The organism is Streptomyces prunicolor NBRC 13075, from assembly GCF_000367365.1.
In the GTDB taxonomy this organism is placed as follows: Bacteria; Actinomycetota; Actinomycetes; order Streptomycetales; family Streptomycetaceae; genus Streptomyces; species Streptomyces prunicolor.
Genome location: NZ_BARF01000031.1, coordinates 226,309 through 241,993, shown reverse-complemented (window position 1 = coordinate 241,993; position 15,685 = coordinate 226,309). Strand labels below are relative to the sequence as shown.

Sequence of the window (15,685 nt, the reverse complement as noted above, 5' to 3'; positions counted from 1 at the left end):
CGCGCGAGACTGTGACGCACTAGGCTGGAACGCAAGTGGCGTGACTGTTCACTGTGAGTGCGCGCAATGGAGTGGCGACGATGAGACCGGTCTACCCGTTCGACGATGCCGCGACGGCGCGGGTTGTCATCGACGACGCGGGCACTCTGGTGGAGTGGAACGACGGGGCCGGGCGGCTCCTCGGCCACGCCGCGGACGAGGTCGTGGGCCGCCCGGCCGTGGGGCTGCTGGCCGACGGTGCCGAGGCGCTGCCCGCGATCACGGGTGCCCGCTGGGACGGCACGGTGGCGTTGCGCCATCGCGACGGGCGCGCCGTGTCCGTGTGGCTGCTGGCCCACCACCGGCGGCCCCGGGACGGCGGGCCTGGCGACTGGCTCGTCGTGACGCCGTTGGAGGGGGGCGGCCCGCCCGCAGCCGAGGACCCTCTCGCGACCGCCGCGCTGACCCAGTCGCCGTGTGCCATCGCGGTCTACGACGAGCGGCTGCGGCTGAGCCGGGTCAACGACGCGATGGCCGATGTGATCGGGCTTCCCGAGGAGCGCATCCAGGGGCTGCGGATCACCGAGATCGGCGGGAAGACGCAGAGCGCGGAGCTGGAGCAGTACATGCTGCGCGTGCTCACCTCGGGCACCGCCGAGGACTTCCAGATCTACATGCGCACCGGCGGCGAGGACGCCGCGCACGCGTGGCTGGCCCGGATGGCGCCGATCACCGACGCCGAGGGGCGGGTGCGGGGCGTGTGTCTGGCCGCGCACGACTTCACCGAGAACTACCTGTCGCGGGAGCGGCTGCAACTCGTCAACGAGGCGAGCGTCCGCATCGGCACCACCCTCGACGTCACCCGTACGGCCCAGGAGCTCGCGGACGTCTGCGTGCCGGCCCTCGCCGACTTCGTCAGCATCGACCTGCTGGACCCGCAGGAGCACGGCGGCGAGCTCCCGACCGCGATCACCGCGCCGATCAGGCTGCGCCGGGCCGCGCACCAGTCGGTGCAGCAGGGCAGCCCCGAGGCGGTCGCGAAACCGGGCCAGCTGAACCTGTACCCGGAGCAGTCCCCGCAGGCCGACGCGCTGGTCGCGGGCCGCACGCTGGTCGCCTCGGGCCGGGACCTGGAACTCTGGCTCGCCTGGGACCGCACCCGCACCAGGCGCGTCGAGGAGTACGGCATCCACTCCTCGATGGCCGTACCGATCCAGGCCCGCGGCGTCACCCTCGGCGTGGCGGTCCTCACCCGGTACCGGCGCATCGATCCGTTCGCCGACGACGACGTCCTGCTGGCCGAGGAGGTCACCGCCCGCGCCGCCGTCTGCATCGACAACGCCCGGCGCTTCTCCCGCGAACGCGAGACCGCACTGGCCCTCCAGCGCAGCCTGCTCCCCCGCAAACTGCCGCGCACAGCCGCCCTGGAGGCCTCCTCGCGCTATCTGCCGGCGGCGCGCGCCGGAGTCGGCGGCGACTGGTTCGACGTGATCCCGCTGTCCGGGATGCGGGTCGCCATGGTCGTCGGGGACGTCGTCGGCCACGGCATCCAGGCCTCCGCCACGATGGGCCGGCTGCGCACGGCCGTCCGCACCCTCGCCGACATCGACCTGGCCCCCGACGAACTGCTGACCCACCTCGACGACCTCGTCGTACGGCTGTCCGCGGAGGCCGGTGGCGAGGGCAGCCCGGGCGAGGTCGGCGCGACCTGCCTGTACGCGGTGTACGACCCGGTGTCCCGGCGCTGCACGCTGGCGCGTGCCGGTCATCCGCCGCCGGTCATGATCCGGCCCGGCGGGCCGCCCGAGCCCGTCGACCTGCCCGCGGGGCCGCCGCTGGGTCTGGGCGGGCTGCCCTTCGAGTCGGCCGAGTTCGAGCTGCCCGAGGGCACCGTGCTCGCGCTGTACACCGACGGGCTGATCGAGAACCGGGACCGGGACCTCGACGTCAGTCAACGGCTGCTGTTCGACGCCCTGTACGCCCCCTCGGACTCGCTGGACGAGACCTGCGACCGGATCCTGCACGCCGTACTCCCGCCGGGCGGCGCGGCCGACGACGTGGCGCTGCTGCTGGCGCGCACCCAGGGGCTGCCCGCCGAGCAGGTCTCGACCTGGGACATCCCGGCCGATCCCTCGCTCGTCGCCCCGATCCGCAAGCAGGTCGTGGAGCAGCTCGACAGCTGGAACATGAGCGAGGCCGGTTTCACGGCCGAGCTGGTGGTGAGCGAGCTGGTCACCAACGCGATCCGCTACGGCGCGCACCCCATCCGGCTCCGGCTGATCCATGACGCGACCACGCTGATCTGCGAGGTCTCCGACACCAATCACACGGCCCCGCACCTGCGCCGCGCCAAGACCTGGGACGAGGGCGGGCGCGGGCTGCTGCTGGTCGCACAGCTCACCCAGCGCTGGGGCAGCCGGCACACGGCGGACGGCAAGACGATCTGGGCGGAGCTTTCGCTCTTCGACGAGGTCTGAGCCGTATCGGGAGAGGTCGGTAGGCTCAGGAGAGCTCGGTCAGCCAGGGCCTGACCTGGCGGCGGGCCTCGTGCAGCCGGGACTTGAGGGTGCCGAGCGGGATGCCGATCCGCTCGGCGATGTCGGCGTACTCCAGGTTGCAGATGTCCCGGTAGACCAGCGGCTCGACGAGATGCGGCTGCTCCCGCTCCAGGCGTTCCAGCGCCTCCAGGAGGTCGATCTTCGACCCGGCGATCACGCTCGTGGTGCGCGGGTCGACGTGCTGTGACACGTCGATCTCGGCGGGCTGCTCGGCGGCCCGCCGCTTCAGCTCGCGGTACTTCTGCCGGGCGCCGTTGGCGACCACCGTGTAGAGCCAGGTGCTGAAGAGGCTGCGGCCCTCGAACGTGCCGATCTTCCGGGCGACCTGCATCAGTACGTCCTGGGCCGCTTCCTCGGCGTCCTCACGGCACGGCAGGAAGCGCCCGCACCGCCGCAGGACCTCGGGTCCGATCGTCCGCAGCAGTTCGTCCAGGGCACCCGGGTCACCGGCCGCGGCCCGCCGCGCCAGTTCCTCGGTCCGCGCCTTGTCCTGCACTGGATCCACTCCTCCGCCTCGGTCTACGAGCAGGCATGATAGTCGCATGCACTTCGTCGAACAGATCGGCCGCTACAGACTCGAACGCCGCCTGGGCACCGGCGCGTTCGGCACGGTCTGGCTCGCGCACGACGACGTGCTCGAAGCCCCGGTGGCCGTGAAGGTCCTCGCCGACAACTGGGCGCACCGCCTCGACATCGTCGCCCGCTTCCTCTCCGAGGCCCGGCTGCTGCGCCGGGCCGACTCGAACCGGGTGGTGCAGGTCTACGACATCGGTGAGCTGCCCGACGGGCGGCCGTACTTCGTCATGGAGTACGCCGACGCCGGCACCCTCGCCGATCTGCTCACGTCGGGTCCGCTGCCCGTCTCCGAGGCGCTGCGGCTGACCGCGCTGGCCGCCCGGGGCGCCGCCGCGCTGCACAAGGCGGGGATCGTGCACCGGGACATCAAACCGACGAACGTGCTGCTGCGCAGCGCCCCGGACGGCAGCTACCGCGTCCTGCTCGCCGACCTGGGTCTGGCCAAGAGCCTGGCGCAGGGGTCGGGCCTCACCCTGGCCGCCGGTTCCGCGGGCTACCAGCCGCCGGAGCAGGCGCAGCCCGGGTACGGCATCGACGAGCGTGCCGACGTGTACAGCCTGGGCGCGGTCGGCTACGAGCTGCTCACCGGCACGGTCCCGGGGGCGCCCGGACAGGTCGTACGGCCGGACCGGCTGCGGCCGGACGTGTCCCCCGAGGTGCAGCGGGCCCTGTTCCGCGCGCTGGAGCCGGACCGGGAGAAGCGCTGGCCCACGGCGCGGGAGTTCGCGGAGGAGCTGGAGCGGCTGGCCGCCGAGGCGGCCCCCACGCGCAGGCAGCGCAAGCAGCGCAGGCCGCACAGCCGGCACCGGAGTGTCGCGCTGATGGCGGGTCTGTTCGTCGTGGTGGCGGCCGGCACGGGCGCCGTGGTGCTGAACCTGCCGTCGTCGTCCAAGAGTTCCGACCTGCGGGTCAAGGACAGCACCGGCCGGATCGTGGCCGAGGTGCCCGCCGCGTGGGGCCGTCAGTTGCGCGACTCGGGCTGGAATCCGCAGACCCTCGGTCTGCAGTCCGGGCACGAGCCGGGGCTGGCCGTCGCCGACGACCTGGCGAAGTGGCCGGACCTCTCGGCGGACGTGAACGGCGTGTTCATCGGCCTCAGCGAACACGGCAGCGTGACGACCGAGGTGGACGACATCGCCCACTCCGGCTGCCACTACGACGGCAGCCACGCCTACGCGAACGCGACCTGGCGCGGCACGATCCGCACCTGGAGCGACTGCTCGGGCGGCACGGGCACCCTCTCCGAGACCGCGCTGCGCATGGTCGGCGGCGCCGCGCAGCCCCAGGTGTACGTCCAGATCCGGCAGCACAGCGGGGACGCGACCTCGCGCATACTCCGCTCGCTGCGGGTCACCTGATCACTGTCGAATCCCAAGTCCAGGAAAAGATCCCGGCGGAGTCGCGAACTTTTCGGCGCCCGTCCGTATCGGATCAGTGTGACGGCGCATGAGGCGCGGTCGGCACGCCGAAGTGCGTGTGGTGAACCACCAGGAGTGTTGAAGATGGCGAACTCGTCCCAGTCCCTGCGCCGGGCGGCCCTGCTCGTGAGCGCGATCGCCGTCCTGGGTCTGACGACGACGGCCTGCGACAACGGCAGCGGCACGGTGAGCAGCCCGCAGACCCAGTCGGGTACGGCCGCGCCCGCGGGCGGCGACGCCTCGGCCGACGGGTCCGGCACGCCTGCCTCCACGTCGGGCGGCACCGACACCGCCACGGGCTCGAACTCGACCTCGTCGGGTTCCTCCACGTCCTCGGGCTCCGGCGGCACGAGCACCAACACCGGCACCGCGAGCAGCACCCGGTGCCACACCTCCGAGCTGAAGGCGAAGGTGGGCGCCAACGACCCGGGCGCCGGGCAGGAGAACTTCCCGATCGTCCTCACCAACTCGTCCGGCCGTACCTGCACGGTCCGCGGCTATCCCGGCGCCGCGTTCCTGAACGCGTCCGGCACGCAGCTGGGCGACGACCCGCAGCGCGAGTCCGGCAGCGCCACCACGGTCACGCTGAAGCCGGGGCAGAGCGCCTGGGCGGGCCTGTCCTTCTCCAACCCGGAGGTCAGCGGCGCGAAGACGGCGACCGCGAGCTGGCTCGCGGTGACCCCGCCCGACGAGCAGGACTCGCTGCACGTGAAGTGGACGGCCGGCGCGGTGCCCCTGTCGGGCAACTCGTCCACGGTGCGTCTGACGGTGCTCAGCGCGGGTACGGGTTCCTGATCACGGGTTGCGCGCCGCGGCCTGGTTACATGGGGCGGGCACCACGTCCCGCGTCCCGGAGGACCGTCCGCTGAACACCCCGCTCGCCGAAACCCTGTCCGTCGTCCTGCTCGTCGCCGTCCTCGTGTGGGCCGTCGTCCGTCCCTTCGGGTGGCCGGAGGCGGTGCTGGCGGTCCCGGCCGCCGGGATCGCCGTGGCCACCGGGGCGATCTCGCTCGACCACGCGCGGGCGGAGGCCGAGCAGCTCGGGCCGGTGGTCGGGTTCCTCGCCGCGGTGCTCGTGCTGGCCCACTTCTGCGATGTGGAGGGGCTGTTCAGGGCCTGCGGGGCGTGGATGGCGGAGTGGGCGAAGGGCAGTCCGAGCCGACTGCTGACCGCGGTGTTCGCGCTGGCCTCGCTGATCACGGCCGTGCTGAGTCTGGACGCGACCATCGTGCTGCTGACGCCGGTCGTGTTCGCGACGGCGTCCCGGATGGGCGTGCGTCCCAAGCCGCACGTCTACGCGTGCACGCACCTCTCGAACACCGCCTCGCTGCTCCTGCCGGTCTCCAACCTGACGAACCTCCTCGCGTTCGCGGCGAGCGGCCTGAGCTTCACCCGCTTCGCGGGGCTGATGGTGCTGCCCTGGCTGGTCGCGATCGGCGCCGAGTATCTGGTGTTCCGGAAGTTCTTCACCCGCGACCTCGCGGCGGCGGCACCCTCCCCGACTTCCGGTGACAAGCCCGAGCTGCCGGTGTTCGCGCTGGCGACCGTCGCCTGCACCCTCGCCGGGTTCGTGCTGACCTCGGCGATCGGCATCGATCCGGCGTGGGCCGCGCTGGCGGGCGCCCTCGTCCTCGCCGGCCGGGCGCTGCTCCGGCGGCAGGCGACCCCGCTCACGGTCGTACGGGCCGCCGCGCCATCCTTCCTGGCGTTCGTGCTGGCGCTCGGGATCGTGGTGCGGGCGGTGGTGGACAACGGGCTCTCGGACGCGCTCGGGCACCTGCTGCCCGGCGGCACCGGCATCGCGGCGCTGCTCGGGATCGCCGCCCTGGCCGCCGTACTGGCGAATCTCATCAACAACCTGCCGGCGGTGCTGGTCCTGCTGCCGCTCACCGCGCAGTCCGGGCCGGGGGCCGTGCTCGCCGTGCTGCTCGGGGTGAACATCGGGCCGAACCTGACCTACGCCGGGTCGCTCGCGACGCTGCTGTGGCGGCGGATCGTGCATCAGCACGAACACGGCGTGGATCTCAAGGAGTTCACGAAGCTGGGGCTGCTCGCCGTGCCGTCCGCACTCGTCCCGGCGGTGCTGGCACTGTGGGTGTCGCTCCAGGTTCTCTGACACCGAGGGAGACCGAATGCGTGTGATCGCCTGGCTGGTCGAGGGCACCTGGCCCGCCTGCGTGGACGCCGTACGGACGCATGCGCCGGAGGCGGACGAGGTGGTGCTGCTGCATGTGAGCGGGCCGGATGTGCCCGAGGTCGCGCACGGGGCGTTCGCCGGGCTGCTCGGCCGGGGTGGTCCGAAGCGCGATCCCGGGACCCGGCTGGAGGATCTCGGCAGTACGTCCGCGGCGGAGCTGCTGGAGACGGCGGCCGAGCGGCTGGGGCGGCCGTGCGTCCGGACGGAGCGGGCCGGGCGGGTCGAGCGCGAGGTGGTGGCCGCCGCCGGGGACGCCGATCTGCTGGTGCTGGCCCGCGACGGCGACCGGGCCCGGCTCGGCCCGCACAGTCTCGGGCCCGCCGTACGGTTCGCCGTCGATCACGCGCCCTGTCCGGTGCTGCTGGTGTGGCCGGAGGCGGCGCCGGGCATCTCGACCCTGCCGCCGCCACCGCCGCACCACCACTGAGGGTCAGTGGCCGCGGTGCCCGCCACCGCCGCCGTATCCGCCGCCGGACCAGCCTCCGTCGTTCTGACCGTTCCCCTCGCAGTACGACGGGTAGGCGTCGCAGTAGTCCGTGGTCGGGGGCGACGTCGTCGGTGTGGACTGCGGGGTCGACGCGGTCGGGGTGGGCGTGGCCGTCGGGGTCTTCGAGGGCGTCGGGGCGGCCTTCTTCGGTGTCGCGCTCGGCGCGTCGGTGGAGTCGGTGTCCCAGTTGACGACCTGCATCTGCGGGTCGGCCTTCGAGGTGTCGAAGACCCAGCGCTGGGTCGAGCCGTCCGCCCGCGTCTTCAGGACGAGCGCGCCGCCGCCGTCGGTGGAGGCGGGGGCCAGGGCCAGGTCCTGGTTCCAGCGCGGGACGAGGATGCCCTGGAGCGTGAAGTCGTAGCGGATGTTCTTCGCGGTCGCCGAGGACGTGCCCGTGCAGGGGGCGAGTTGTACCTCGAAGGCGAGGTGCGAGTCGAGGCACAGGCCGGGGTCGGCGGTGCTGCGCAGCTTGCCGTCCGTCTCGTACGACCACTGCTGGCCGGCCGCCGAGGAGCAGGTCTGCAGTTCGGCCTCGGTGCCCTTGAGGGGCTTGTTGCCGGCGACGCCGATGCACAGGCCGGACTCGACGTTGTGCAGCCGGCCGCTGAGCGTGCCCTGGGTGGTGTCGTTCTTGCTGGCCCAGGACGGGTCGGCGGATTCCTTGCCCGTGCCGGAGGCGCCGGCGGCCTGGTTCTCGGTCGTGGTCTTGTCGCCGCCGGAGCCGCCGATCGACCACAGGACGAGCGGGAGGACGACCAGTCCGCTCACGGTCAGTACGGCGACGGCGAGGTTGCGGCGGCGGACGCGGCGGGCCGCCTTGTGGGCCGATCTCAGTTCGCCGCGCCGCGGGCCGGGGTGCACCGCGAGTTCGGTCGAGGCGGACGGCACCTCGGCGGGCAGCGCGCGGCTGCCGGCCCTGACCTCCAGATAGGCCCGCGCCCCCCAGCCGAGCACCGCTTCGGCCAGCGCGATGCCGAGCCCGGCGTTGAACTGGTTCAACTGGTCGGCGGTGTACCGGCAGTGCTTGCAGACGCTGAGGTGCATGGCGAGGTCCGGGTCGACCTCCGCGCCGCCGCGCCGGAAGGTGACGTCCAGCAGCCGGATGTACCGCATGCACTCGTCGTCCTGGGCGAGTTCGCGGTGGACCTGGAGGCACTCCTCGCGCAACCGGCCGCGGGCACGCCCGAGTTCGACGTCGGCGCCCTCTTCGTCCAGGCCCAGCAGTCCGGCGGGTATCGCATAGGGCTCGGACTCGACCTCGATGTGCCAGAGCAGTGTGCGGGCCGCCTGGGGCAGCCGCTGGAACGACCGGGAGAGCAGGCGTCGTTCGGGCACGGGCAGCATCCGGGCCGCGACGCGGTCGATCTCGCCGTTCTCCCAGCGCAGATCGGGGTGGAGCATTTCCTGCCGGTGGTCGGCGACCCATTCCGTGGCGATACGGCGGACGGTGACCAGCACCTGGGGACGCCAGGCCGCGGTCGGTCCGGACTGCCGCAGGGATTCCCCGAAGAGCCGGGTGAAAGCGGCCGTGGTGAGCATTCCGGCGTGGTGCGATCCGTCGGTGCACAGCCGCGCATAGGCGAAGGCCGCTTCCCAGTGCCGGTCCAGCAGTTCGCCGACGGGTTGCAGCGCGGGCGTCGTCCCCGTCCACTTCTTCAGCTCGGCGCTGAGCTGCTCGTCGGTCACTTCGAAGTGGTGAGCGGAAGTCGGGGAATTCGAGGGACCTGCGTCCTTCACGGCTGCATTCCTCCAGGTGAAACGCGGAATTCGGCCCATACCGGCGGGTATGTGACCCCGTCGACAGGTCGACAAAGTCCACCCGTCCGATTGATGGCATCCCGAACGTCCGCCTGGGGCAGCTCTTTTGAAGCAAGGGGGGTGACGTACGGGAGCGGCCTCGAGCGCGCGGAGGGGAATCATCTATGTGCCCGCGCGCCGACAGGCACACCTTTGCACAGGTCAGCGAGGCGGAACAAGGTCTGCCTCCGTTTTGTGCATTGCGTTCGGGTCCCCGCATTTTGACGATTCGTCAATCGGGTCCGTTATGGGATTGCCACGGTATCCACACCGGAAATCCAGAAACCATTGGCCGGGAGCGCTCGCCACACCTCACGTGTCACCTCTGGGGACGGCCCTTCTTCCGGTTTTCCCAGGTCATGTTCCGGCCGCCCGGCCCATTGCCGGACGGGGCACTGGCGTCACGGGAGTTGACGACTTCCCCACCAGCACCGATCGGGGAGTTCGCGCGGAACCAATAGGCGGGCGTCCGGCCGCCTGGCACTGTGGTGGTGACACCACACCGAGGAGGTCCCGTATGACGGCCACGGACTTCGGCGCGTTCGCGGAGGACGGGTACACGATCGCGCGCGGATTGTTCGGGTACGACGAAATCGACCGGCTCTGCGCGGAGTTCACGGCGCTGCACGCGGCCGGTCCGGTGCCCGGGCACTTCGAACCGCGCGTCTCCGACGATCCCCTCCGGACCCACCCGAGGGTGATGCACCCGCACGAGATCAGCCAACTCGCCCTGCGTTTCCTCCTGGACCCGCGCCTGCGGAGCGTCCTGGAGACCCTGTTCGGCGAGGAAGTACTGGCCGCGCAGAGCATGTTCTACTTCAAGCCGCCGGGGGCGCGGGGCCAGGCCCTGCACCAGGACAACTTCTATCTGCGGGCCGAGCCGGGCACCTGTGTGGCCGCGTGGATCGCCTGCGACGAGATCGACCGGGACAACGGCGGCCTGGAGGTCGTGCCCGGCACCCATCGCACGGACGTGTTCTGCCCGGAGGAAGCGGATCCCGGGGTGTCCTTCGCGCGCGAGTACGTGCCACCGCCGCCGGGGCTCACGCCCGTACCGGTCGACATGGCGCCCGGCGACGTCCTGTTCTTCAACGGCAGCCTGGTGCACGGCTCGCAGCCCAATCGCAGCGCGGACCGCTTCCGCCGTTCGTTCATCGGGCACTACGTGGGCCGCTCGGCGGATCACATCGGGAGTTTCTACCGGACGATCTCCATGAGTGGCGAGCGGGTGCCGCTGGCGCAGAGCGCCGGGGCGGGACCGTGCGGCACGGAGTTCGCACCGCACGGCCCGCACTGACGGAGCGTCAAGAGTGCCTGGAGCAGGCGCTATTGAGCTGTGTCAGCAGACCTGGAGCAAGCCCTGTTGGTGATGCGTCAGGAATGCCCGCTGATCGCGTGCGGAGCGTAGGGCTGCTCCAGCTCCTCCAACTCCTTGTCGCTCAGCTCCAGTTCGACGGCGGCCACGGCATCCTCGATGTGCTGCGGCTTGCCCGCGCCGACGATCGGTGCGGCCACCGTGCTCTGGTGCAGCAGCCAGGCCAGGGCGACCTGGGCACGCGGGACGCCCCGGTCGCCGGCGATCCTGGTGACCGCCTCGACGATGGCGCGGTCACCGTCCTGGTAGAGACGGTTGCCGAAGTTGTCGGTGCTGCTGCGCTCGGTGGTGGTGCCCCAGTCCCGGGTGAGTCGGCCGCGCGCCAGCGGGCTCCAGGGCAGCACGCCCACGCCCTGGTCCGCGCAGAGCGGCAGCATCTCGCGCTCCTCCTCGCGGTAGAGGAGGTTGTAGTGGTTCTGCATGGACACGAACTTGGTCCAGCCGTGCCGCTCGGCAACGTGCTGGTGCTTGGCGAACTGCCACGCGTACATCGAACTCGCCCCGATGTAGCGGACCTTGCCCGCCTTCACCAGGTCGTGCAGCGCCTCCATCGTCTCCTCGACCGGGGTGTGCGGGTCGGCGCGGTGGATCTGGTAGAGGTCGACGTAGTCGGTGCCGAGCCGTTCGAGACTGTGGTCGATCTCCGTCATGATCGCCTTGCGGGACAGGCCGCTGCCGTTCGGCCCGTCATGCATCCGGCCGTGCACCTTCGTCGCGAGGACGACCTCGTCACGGCGGGCGAAGTCCTTCAGCGCCCGGCCGGTGATCTCCTCGCTGGTGCCGTCGGAGTAGACGTTCGCCGTGTCGAGGAAGTTGATCCCGGCCTCCAGCGCCTGCCGGATCAGCGGGCGCGACGCCTCCTCGTCGAGGGTCCACTCGTGGGTGCCGCGGTCCGGGAGGCCGTAGGTCATGCAGCCCAGAGAGATCCGCGAGACGTCCAGGCCGGTCGAACCGAGCTTCACGTACTGCATCGTTGCTGCTCCTGCCTTCGAGTTCGGTACCGCTTCGGAGCGTACGACTTCGTGAGCACTCGAAGTCGCGGATATGCGCGCACCCTTGACGGCCGGCCCGGCCGGGCGCTTTGATCCTGGACGTGCCCGCGCGTGCGGCGCGGTACGCAGAGGTGCGCCCAGCCGGTAGCGGACAGGTTCCAAGCCCGGCCACAGTCGCCAGGACCGCGGCTCCATCCGGTCCGAGGCGGGGTCGTACCCGCGATTGATGGAGCGGACATGCCCGTCAAGGGTGTCTCCCGCGTCGGAGGTCTCGGGACGGCCGCTGTCCTGAGCGGCGCCGTCGCGACCGCGGCGGTACTGACCTCCTGCGGAACCACGAACAGCTCGGCGCCGGAGCAGCCGTCACGCGCGGCGCCTTCGGAGAGCCCGTCCCGCGCGGCACCGTCGAAGAGCCCCAGGACGTCGAAACGCCCCACCCCGTCGGCGAGCGCCTCGCGTTCGACGCCCGGCACGGTCCAACTCCCGCCGCTGCACGCCGACTTCGACTACCAGATCGGCGGCGCCTATCCCCCACCCACCGGCGTCAGGATCGTCAGCCGCGACCGTACGGCGGCGCCCGCGCCCGGCCTCTACAACATCTGCTACGTCAACGCGTTCCAGGCCCAGCCGGACGAGCGCGCCTCCTGGCCCGCCGACCTGCTGCTGCGGGACGCGGACGGCGAGGTGGTCGTCGACGAGGACTGGGGCGAAGCGCTGCTCGACATCGGTACGGCGGCGAAGCGGGCACGGGTGGCGGCACGGGTGAACCGGTGGATCGACGGCTGCGCGACCAAGGGCTTCGACGCCGTCGAGCCCGACAACTACGACAGCTATACCCGCTCCGACGACCTCCTGACGGCGAACGACGCGACCGCCTTCATCACCCTGCTCTCCCGGCACGCGCACGCCCGCCGTCTCGCCATCGCCCAGAAGAACACGGTGGAGTTGGCCGGGTTGAGAAAGCGGACCGGGCTCGATTTCGCGATCGCGGAGGAGTGCGCCGAGTACGACGAGTGCGGGGAGTACGCCCAGGCCTTCGCCGACCGGGTCATCGTCATCGAGTACTCCGACTCCGGTCTGCGCAAGGCCCGTTCGGGCTTCGCCGGGAGGCTCAGCATCGTGCGCCGGGACGTGGACGTGTCGACGCCAGGCAGCTCCGACTACGTCCGCAAGGTGCGGTGAGGAGGCCGTGATGAGGAACGGGATGTCACGCCGTGGGCTGCTGCTCGGGGCCACCGCCATCGGTGCCGCGAGTGGCTGTGCGGGCGGTGCCTCTGACGGGGTCGGTGCGGACGGCCGGGTGACCGTGGAGCTGTGGCACGGGCAGGTCGACACCGGCCGCAAGGCGGTGGAGGCGCTGGTCGCCGAGTTCAACCGGACCCACCCCACCATCCGCGTGGACCCGGGCGGCGGTGGGGTGCTGGCCGACGCGATGCTCCAGAAGGTGACCGCCGCGCTCGCCGCCGGCTCCTACCCGGACATCGCCTACATCTTCGGTTCCGACCTGGCGAGCGTGGCGCGCAGCCCACGCGTCGTCGACCTGACGTCCGCGATGCGCGACGGGCCGACACCGTGGAACACGTTCTGGAAGCCGGTACGGGACGCGGTCACCGTCAACGGCCGGGTGCGGGCCGCGCCCGCGGTGCTCGACTCGCTGGCCGTCGTCTACAACAAGAAACTGTTCCGGCAGGCCGGGCTCGACTACCCGAAGCCCGGCTGGAACTGGGACCAATTCACTGACACCGCACGGCAGTTGACGGACCACGACCGAGGCGTCTTCGGCACCGGCTGGCCGGCCGTCGGCGACGAGGACACGGTGTGGCGGCTGTGGCCGATGCTGTGGGATCTCGGCGGCGAGGTCGTCGCACCGGACGGCAAGCACATCGGCTTCGCCGACCAGGGCGTACGGGCACTCCGGACGCTCGCCCAACTCGGCCACGACAAAAGCGCGTACCTCGACACCAAGCCCGGCAGCGAACAGCTCTACCAGGTGTTCCTCAACAGCCGGATGGCCATGGTCGCCACCGGTCCCTGGCAGTTGCCCGACATCATCACCGCGAAGATCGACTACGGGGTCGTGCCGCTGCCGACGTACAGCGGGCACGCGGTCACCATCTCCGGCCCCGACACCTGGACGGTCTTCGACAACGGCTCGGCCCGTTCCCGGGCGGCCGTGGAGTTCGTGCAGTGGATGAACTCGCCCGTCCACGACGTCCGTTGGGACATCTCGGCGGGCGGGCTGCCGCTGAGCACGGGCACCGCGGCACGGCCGGAGTGGCGGGAGCACAGCGCCCGTACGGTCGGGCTCGACGTCTTCACCGACAGCCTGCGCTCGGCGCGCGTCCGGCCCGTCCACGCCGCGTATCCGCAGATCTCGCAGGCGCTGGGCGAGGCGATCGTCTCCGTGCTGCTCGGCCGGGACTCCCCCGAGAAGGCGCTCCGTTCCTGCGCCGACAAGGCCGACGCGGCCCTGCTGATCCCCAGGTGACTTCCCCCTTCCGGGAGACCCCGATGTCCACACTGCCCCGCGCCCTCACCCTTCCCGCGCAGCCCGCCGCCGCCCGGGCCGCGCGCCGCGCCGCTCGCCGTCGCGCCCGTCAAGAGCGGTCCACCGCCTGGGCGTTCATCGGTCCGTCGGTGGTGGTGATCCTCGGGCTGAGTGTCGTGCCCGTCGTCTGGTCGCTGCTGCTGTCGTTCCGCGCGGACGACCTGGTCACGCCCGGCCGCTGGGTCGGCCTCGACAACTACCGCGCCCTCGCCCAGGACCCCAACTTCCGTACTGCGGTGGGCAATACGCTGCTGTACGCGGCCCTGTACGTACCGCTCAGTCTGGTCGGCGGCCTGGCGCTGGCGTTGGCGCTCAACCGCCGGATCCGGCTCATCGGCCTGTACCGCACGCTGGTGTTCATCCCGTTCGTGGTGTCGGCGACCGCGCAGGGCGTGCTGTTCTCGTTCATCCTCGACCCGGAGTTCGGCGTCGCCAACGCGCTGCTGCACCAACTCGGCATCTCCGCCCAGGGGTTCCTCGCCGACCCGGACCAGGCGCTGTACCTGCTGGTGCTGATCTCACTGTGGAGCGGGGTCGGCTTCTGCGTCGTGGTGTACCTGGCCGCGCTCCAGGACGTACCGCCCGAACTCGTCGAGGCGGCCCGCATCGACGGCGCCGGCCGGGCGCAGGTGCTGCGCCATGTGACGCTGCCCGCGCTCACCCCGGTCACCGTCTTCCTGCTGCTGTGGCAGTTCATCACCTCGCTCCAGGTCTTCGACCTGATCTATGTGACGACCAAGGGCGGTCCGTTGGGCTCGACCACGGTGATCGTGTACTTCGTCTGGCAGCAGGCCTTCCAGATGTTCACCGCGGGCTACGGCGCCGCGTCGGCGTACGTCCTCGCGGTGGCGCTACTGGTGGCGGGCGGCGCGTTGCGGGTCGTACGGCGGCGGCAGGGTCGTACGGACGGAGGGGTCCGATGAGGGCACGGCGTGCTCGGCGGATGAGTGCGTGGCATCTGGTGCTGGCGCCGCTTGCGTTGTGCTTCGCGCTGCCGTTCGTGTGGCTGCTGCTCAGCTCGGTGATGACGAACGCGGAGATCAATCGCTTCCCACCGGCCTTGTGGCCCAAGGGAGTTGACCTGGGCGGCTACCGGTATGTGCTGGGCAACGCGATGTTCCCGCGCTGGTTCGCCAACTCGCTGATCGTGGCGTCGGTGGCGGTGGTGTCGAATCTGCTGCTGGGGTCGCTCGGCGGGTACGCGTTCGCGCGGATGCGGTTCGCCGGGTCGCGGCTGCTGCTGGGGCTGATGCTGGCGACGATGGTCGTGCCGTTCCAGCTGACGATGATCCCGACGTTCCTGGTGATGAAGTGGTTCGGGCTGATCGACACGCTGGGCGCGCTGATCCTGCCGTCGCTGGTGACGCCGTTCGCGGTGTTCCTGTTCCGGCAGTTCTTCCTCGCGCTGCCGAGGGAGATGGAGGAGGCCGCCTGGATCGACGGGTGTTCGCGGCTGCGGGTGCTGTTCTCGATCGTGATGCCGCTGGCCCGCCCGGCGCTCGCCACGGTCGCCGTCCTCACCTTCCTGTCCACCTGGAACGACCTGTCGTGGCCGCTGATCGCGATCAACCACGACACCCAATACACCCTCCAATTGGGCCTGACGACCTTTCAGGGGCAGCACCACACCAAGTGGTCGGCGGTGATGGCGGGCAACGTCATCACGGTCGTGCCGGTGCTGGTGGCGTTCCTGCTGGCGCAGAGGACGTTCATCCAGTCGCTGACGTCCAGCGGACTCAAGGGATGAGCAGCACACCC

Annotated in this window: 13 protein-coding genes; 10 read left to right on the top strand and 3 right to left on the bottom strand. The window is 71.2% G+C overall.

Going from position 1 to position 15,685, the window contains the following annotated elements; all coding sequences use genetic code 11:
- The first annotated feature begins 80 nt into the window (after positions 1-80).
- Entirely contained in the window at positions 81-2,456 is a 2,376-nt protein-coding gene (locus SPR02S_RS15045; protein WP_019057802.1) for a SpoIIE family protein phosphatase, read from the top strand.
- Between the two features lie 25 nt (positions 2,457-2,481).
- Here the strand turns inward: SPR02S_RS15045 and SPR02S_RS15040 are convergent, their stop codons facing one another.
- Entirely contained in the window at positions 2,482-3,033 is a 552-nt protein-coding gene (locus SPR02S_RS15040) for an RNA polymerase sigma factor (RefSeq protein WP_019057801.1), read from the bottom strand.
- Positions 3,034-3,079: 46 nt separating this feature from the next.
- Between SPR02S_RS15040 and SPR02S_RS15035 the strand changes: the two genes are divergently transcribed.
- The 4 genes from SPR02S_RS15035 to SPR02S_RS15020 all read left to right on the top strand — a co-directional run bounded on the left by SPR02S_RS15035 (position 3,080) and on the right by SPR02S_RS15020 (position 7,155).
- Entirely contained in the window at positions 3,080-4,471 is a 1,392-nt protein-coding gene (locus SPR02S_RS15035; protein ID WP_019057800.1) for a serine/threonine-protein kinase, read from the top strand.
- 144 nt (positions 4,472-4,615) lie between these two features.
- Positions 4,616-5,326 (top strand): DUF4232 domain-containing protein, encoded by a 711-nt coding sequence (locus SPR02S_RS15030; protein ID WP_019057799.1) that lies wholly within the window; start codon positions 4,616-4,618, stop codon positions 5,324-5,326.
- 7 nt (positions 5,327-5,333) lie between these two features.
- Positions 5,334-6,647 (top strand): arsenic transporter, encoded by a 1,314-nt coding sequence (locus SPR02S_RS15025; protein WP_019057798.1) that lies wholly within the window; start codon positions 5,334-5,336, stop codon positions 6,645-6,647.
- A 16-nt stretch (positions 6,648-6,663) separates the two neighbouring features.
- Positions 6,664-7,155: a universal stress protein gene (locus SPR02S_RS15020; protein WP_019057797.1), complete on the top strand. Its 492-nt coding sequence runs from the start codon at positions 6,664-6,666 to the stop codon at positions 7,153-7,155.
- A gap of 3 nt (positions 7,156-7,158) precedes the next feature.
- On the opposite strand, the gene SPR02S_RS15015 is transcribed toward SPR02S_RS15020, so the two are convergent.
- Positions 7,159-8,952, bottom strand: a complete 1,794-nt coding sequence (locus SPR02S_RS15015) for a ricin-type beta-trefoil lectin domain protein (protein ID WP_019057796.1) — start codon at positions 8,950-8,952, stop codon at positions 7,159-7,161.
- Positions 8,953-9,529: 577 nt separating this feature from the next.
- Here SPR02S_RS15015 and SPR02S_RS15010 point away from each other — a divergent pair.
- Positions 9,530-10,309 (top strand): phytanoyl-CoA dioxygenase family protein, encoded by a 780-nt coding sequence (locus SPR02S_RS15010; RefSeq protein WP_019057795.1) that lies wholly within the window; start codon positions 9,530-9,532, stop codon positions 10,307-10,309.
- Between the two features lie 77 nt (positions 10,310-10,386).
- On the opposite strand, the gene SPR02S_RS15005 is transcribed toward SPR02S_RS15010, so the two are convergent.
- Positions 10,387-11,358, bottom strand: coding sequence for an aldo/keto reductase (locus tag SPR02S_RS15005; protein WP_019057794.1), 972 nt, complete (start codon positions 11,356-11,358; stop codon positions 10,387-10,389).
- A 258-nt stretch (positions 11,359-11,616) separates the two neighbouring features.
- On the opposite strand from SPR02S_RS15005, the gene SPR02S_RS15000 reads away from it, so the two are divergent.
- Genes SPR02S_RS15000 through SPR02S_RS14985 form a run of 4 tightly spaced genes read left to right on the top strand, consistent with a single transcriptional unit; the run spans position 11,617 to position 15,674 of the window.
- Entirely contained in the window at positions 11,617-12,561 is a 945-nt protein-coding gene (locus SPR02S_RS15000) for an endo alpha-1,4 polygalactosaminidase (RefSeq protein ID WP_019057793.1), read from the top strand.
- 22 nt (positions 12,562-12,583) lie between these two features.
- The gene (locus SPR02S_RS14995; protein WP_019057792.1) at positions 12,584-13,867 is read left to right on the top strand and encodes an ABC transporter substrate-binding protein; all 1,284 of its coding nucleotides are present in this window, start codon (positions 12,584-12,586) and stop codon (positions 13,865-13,867) included.
- Between the two features lie 23 nt (positions 13,868-13,890).
- Positions 13,891-14,850: a carbohydrate ABC transporter permease gene (locus SPR02S_RS14990; RefSeq protein WP_019057791.1), complete on the top strand. Its 960-nt coding sequence runs from the start codon at positions 13,891-13,893 to the stop codon at positions 14,848-14,850.
- A gap of 20 nt (positions 14,851-14,870) precedes the next feature.
- Positions 14,871-15,674, top strand: a complete 804-nt coding sequence (locus tag SPR02S_RS14985; protein ID WP_019057790.1) for a carbohydrate ABC transporter permease — start codon at positions 14,871-14,873, stop codon at positions 15,672-15,674.
- Positions 15,675-15,685: the final 11 nt, after the last annotated feature.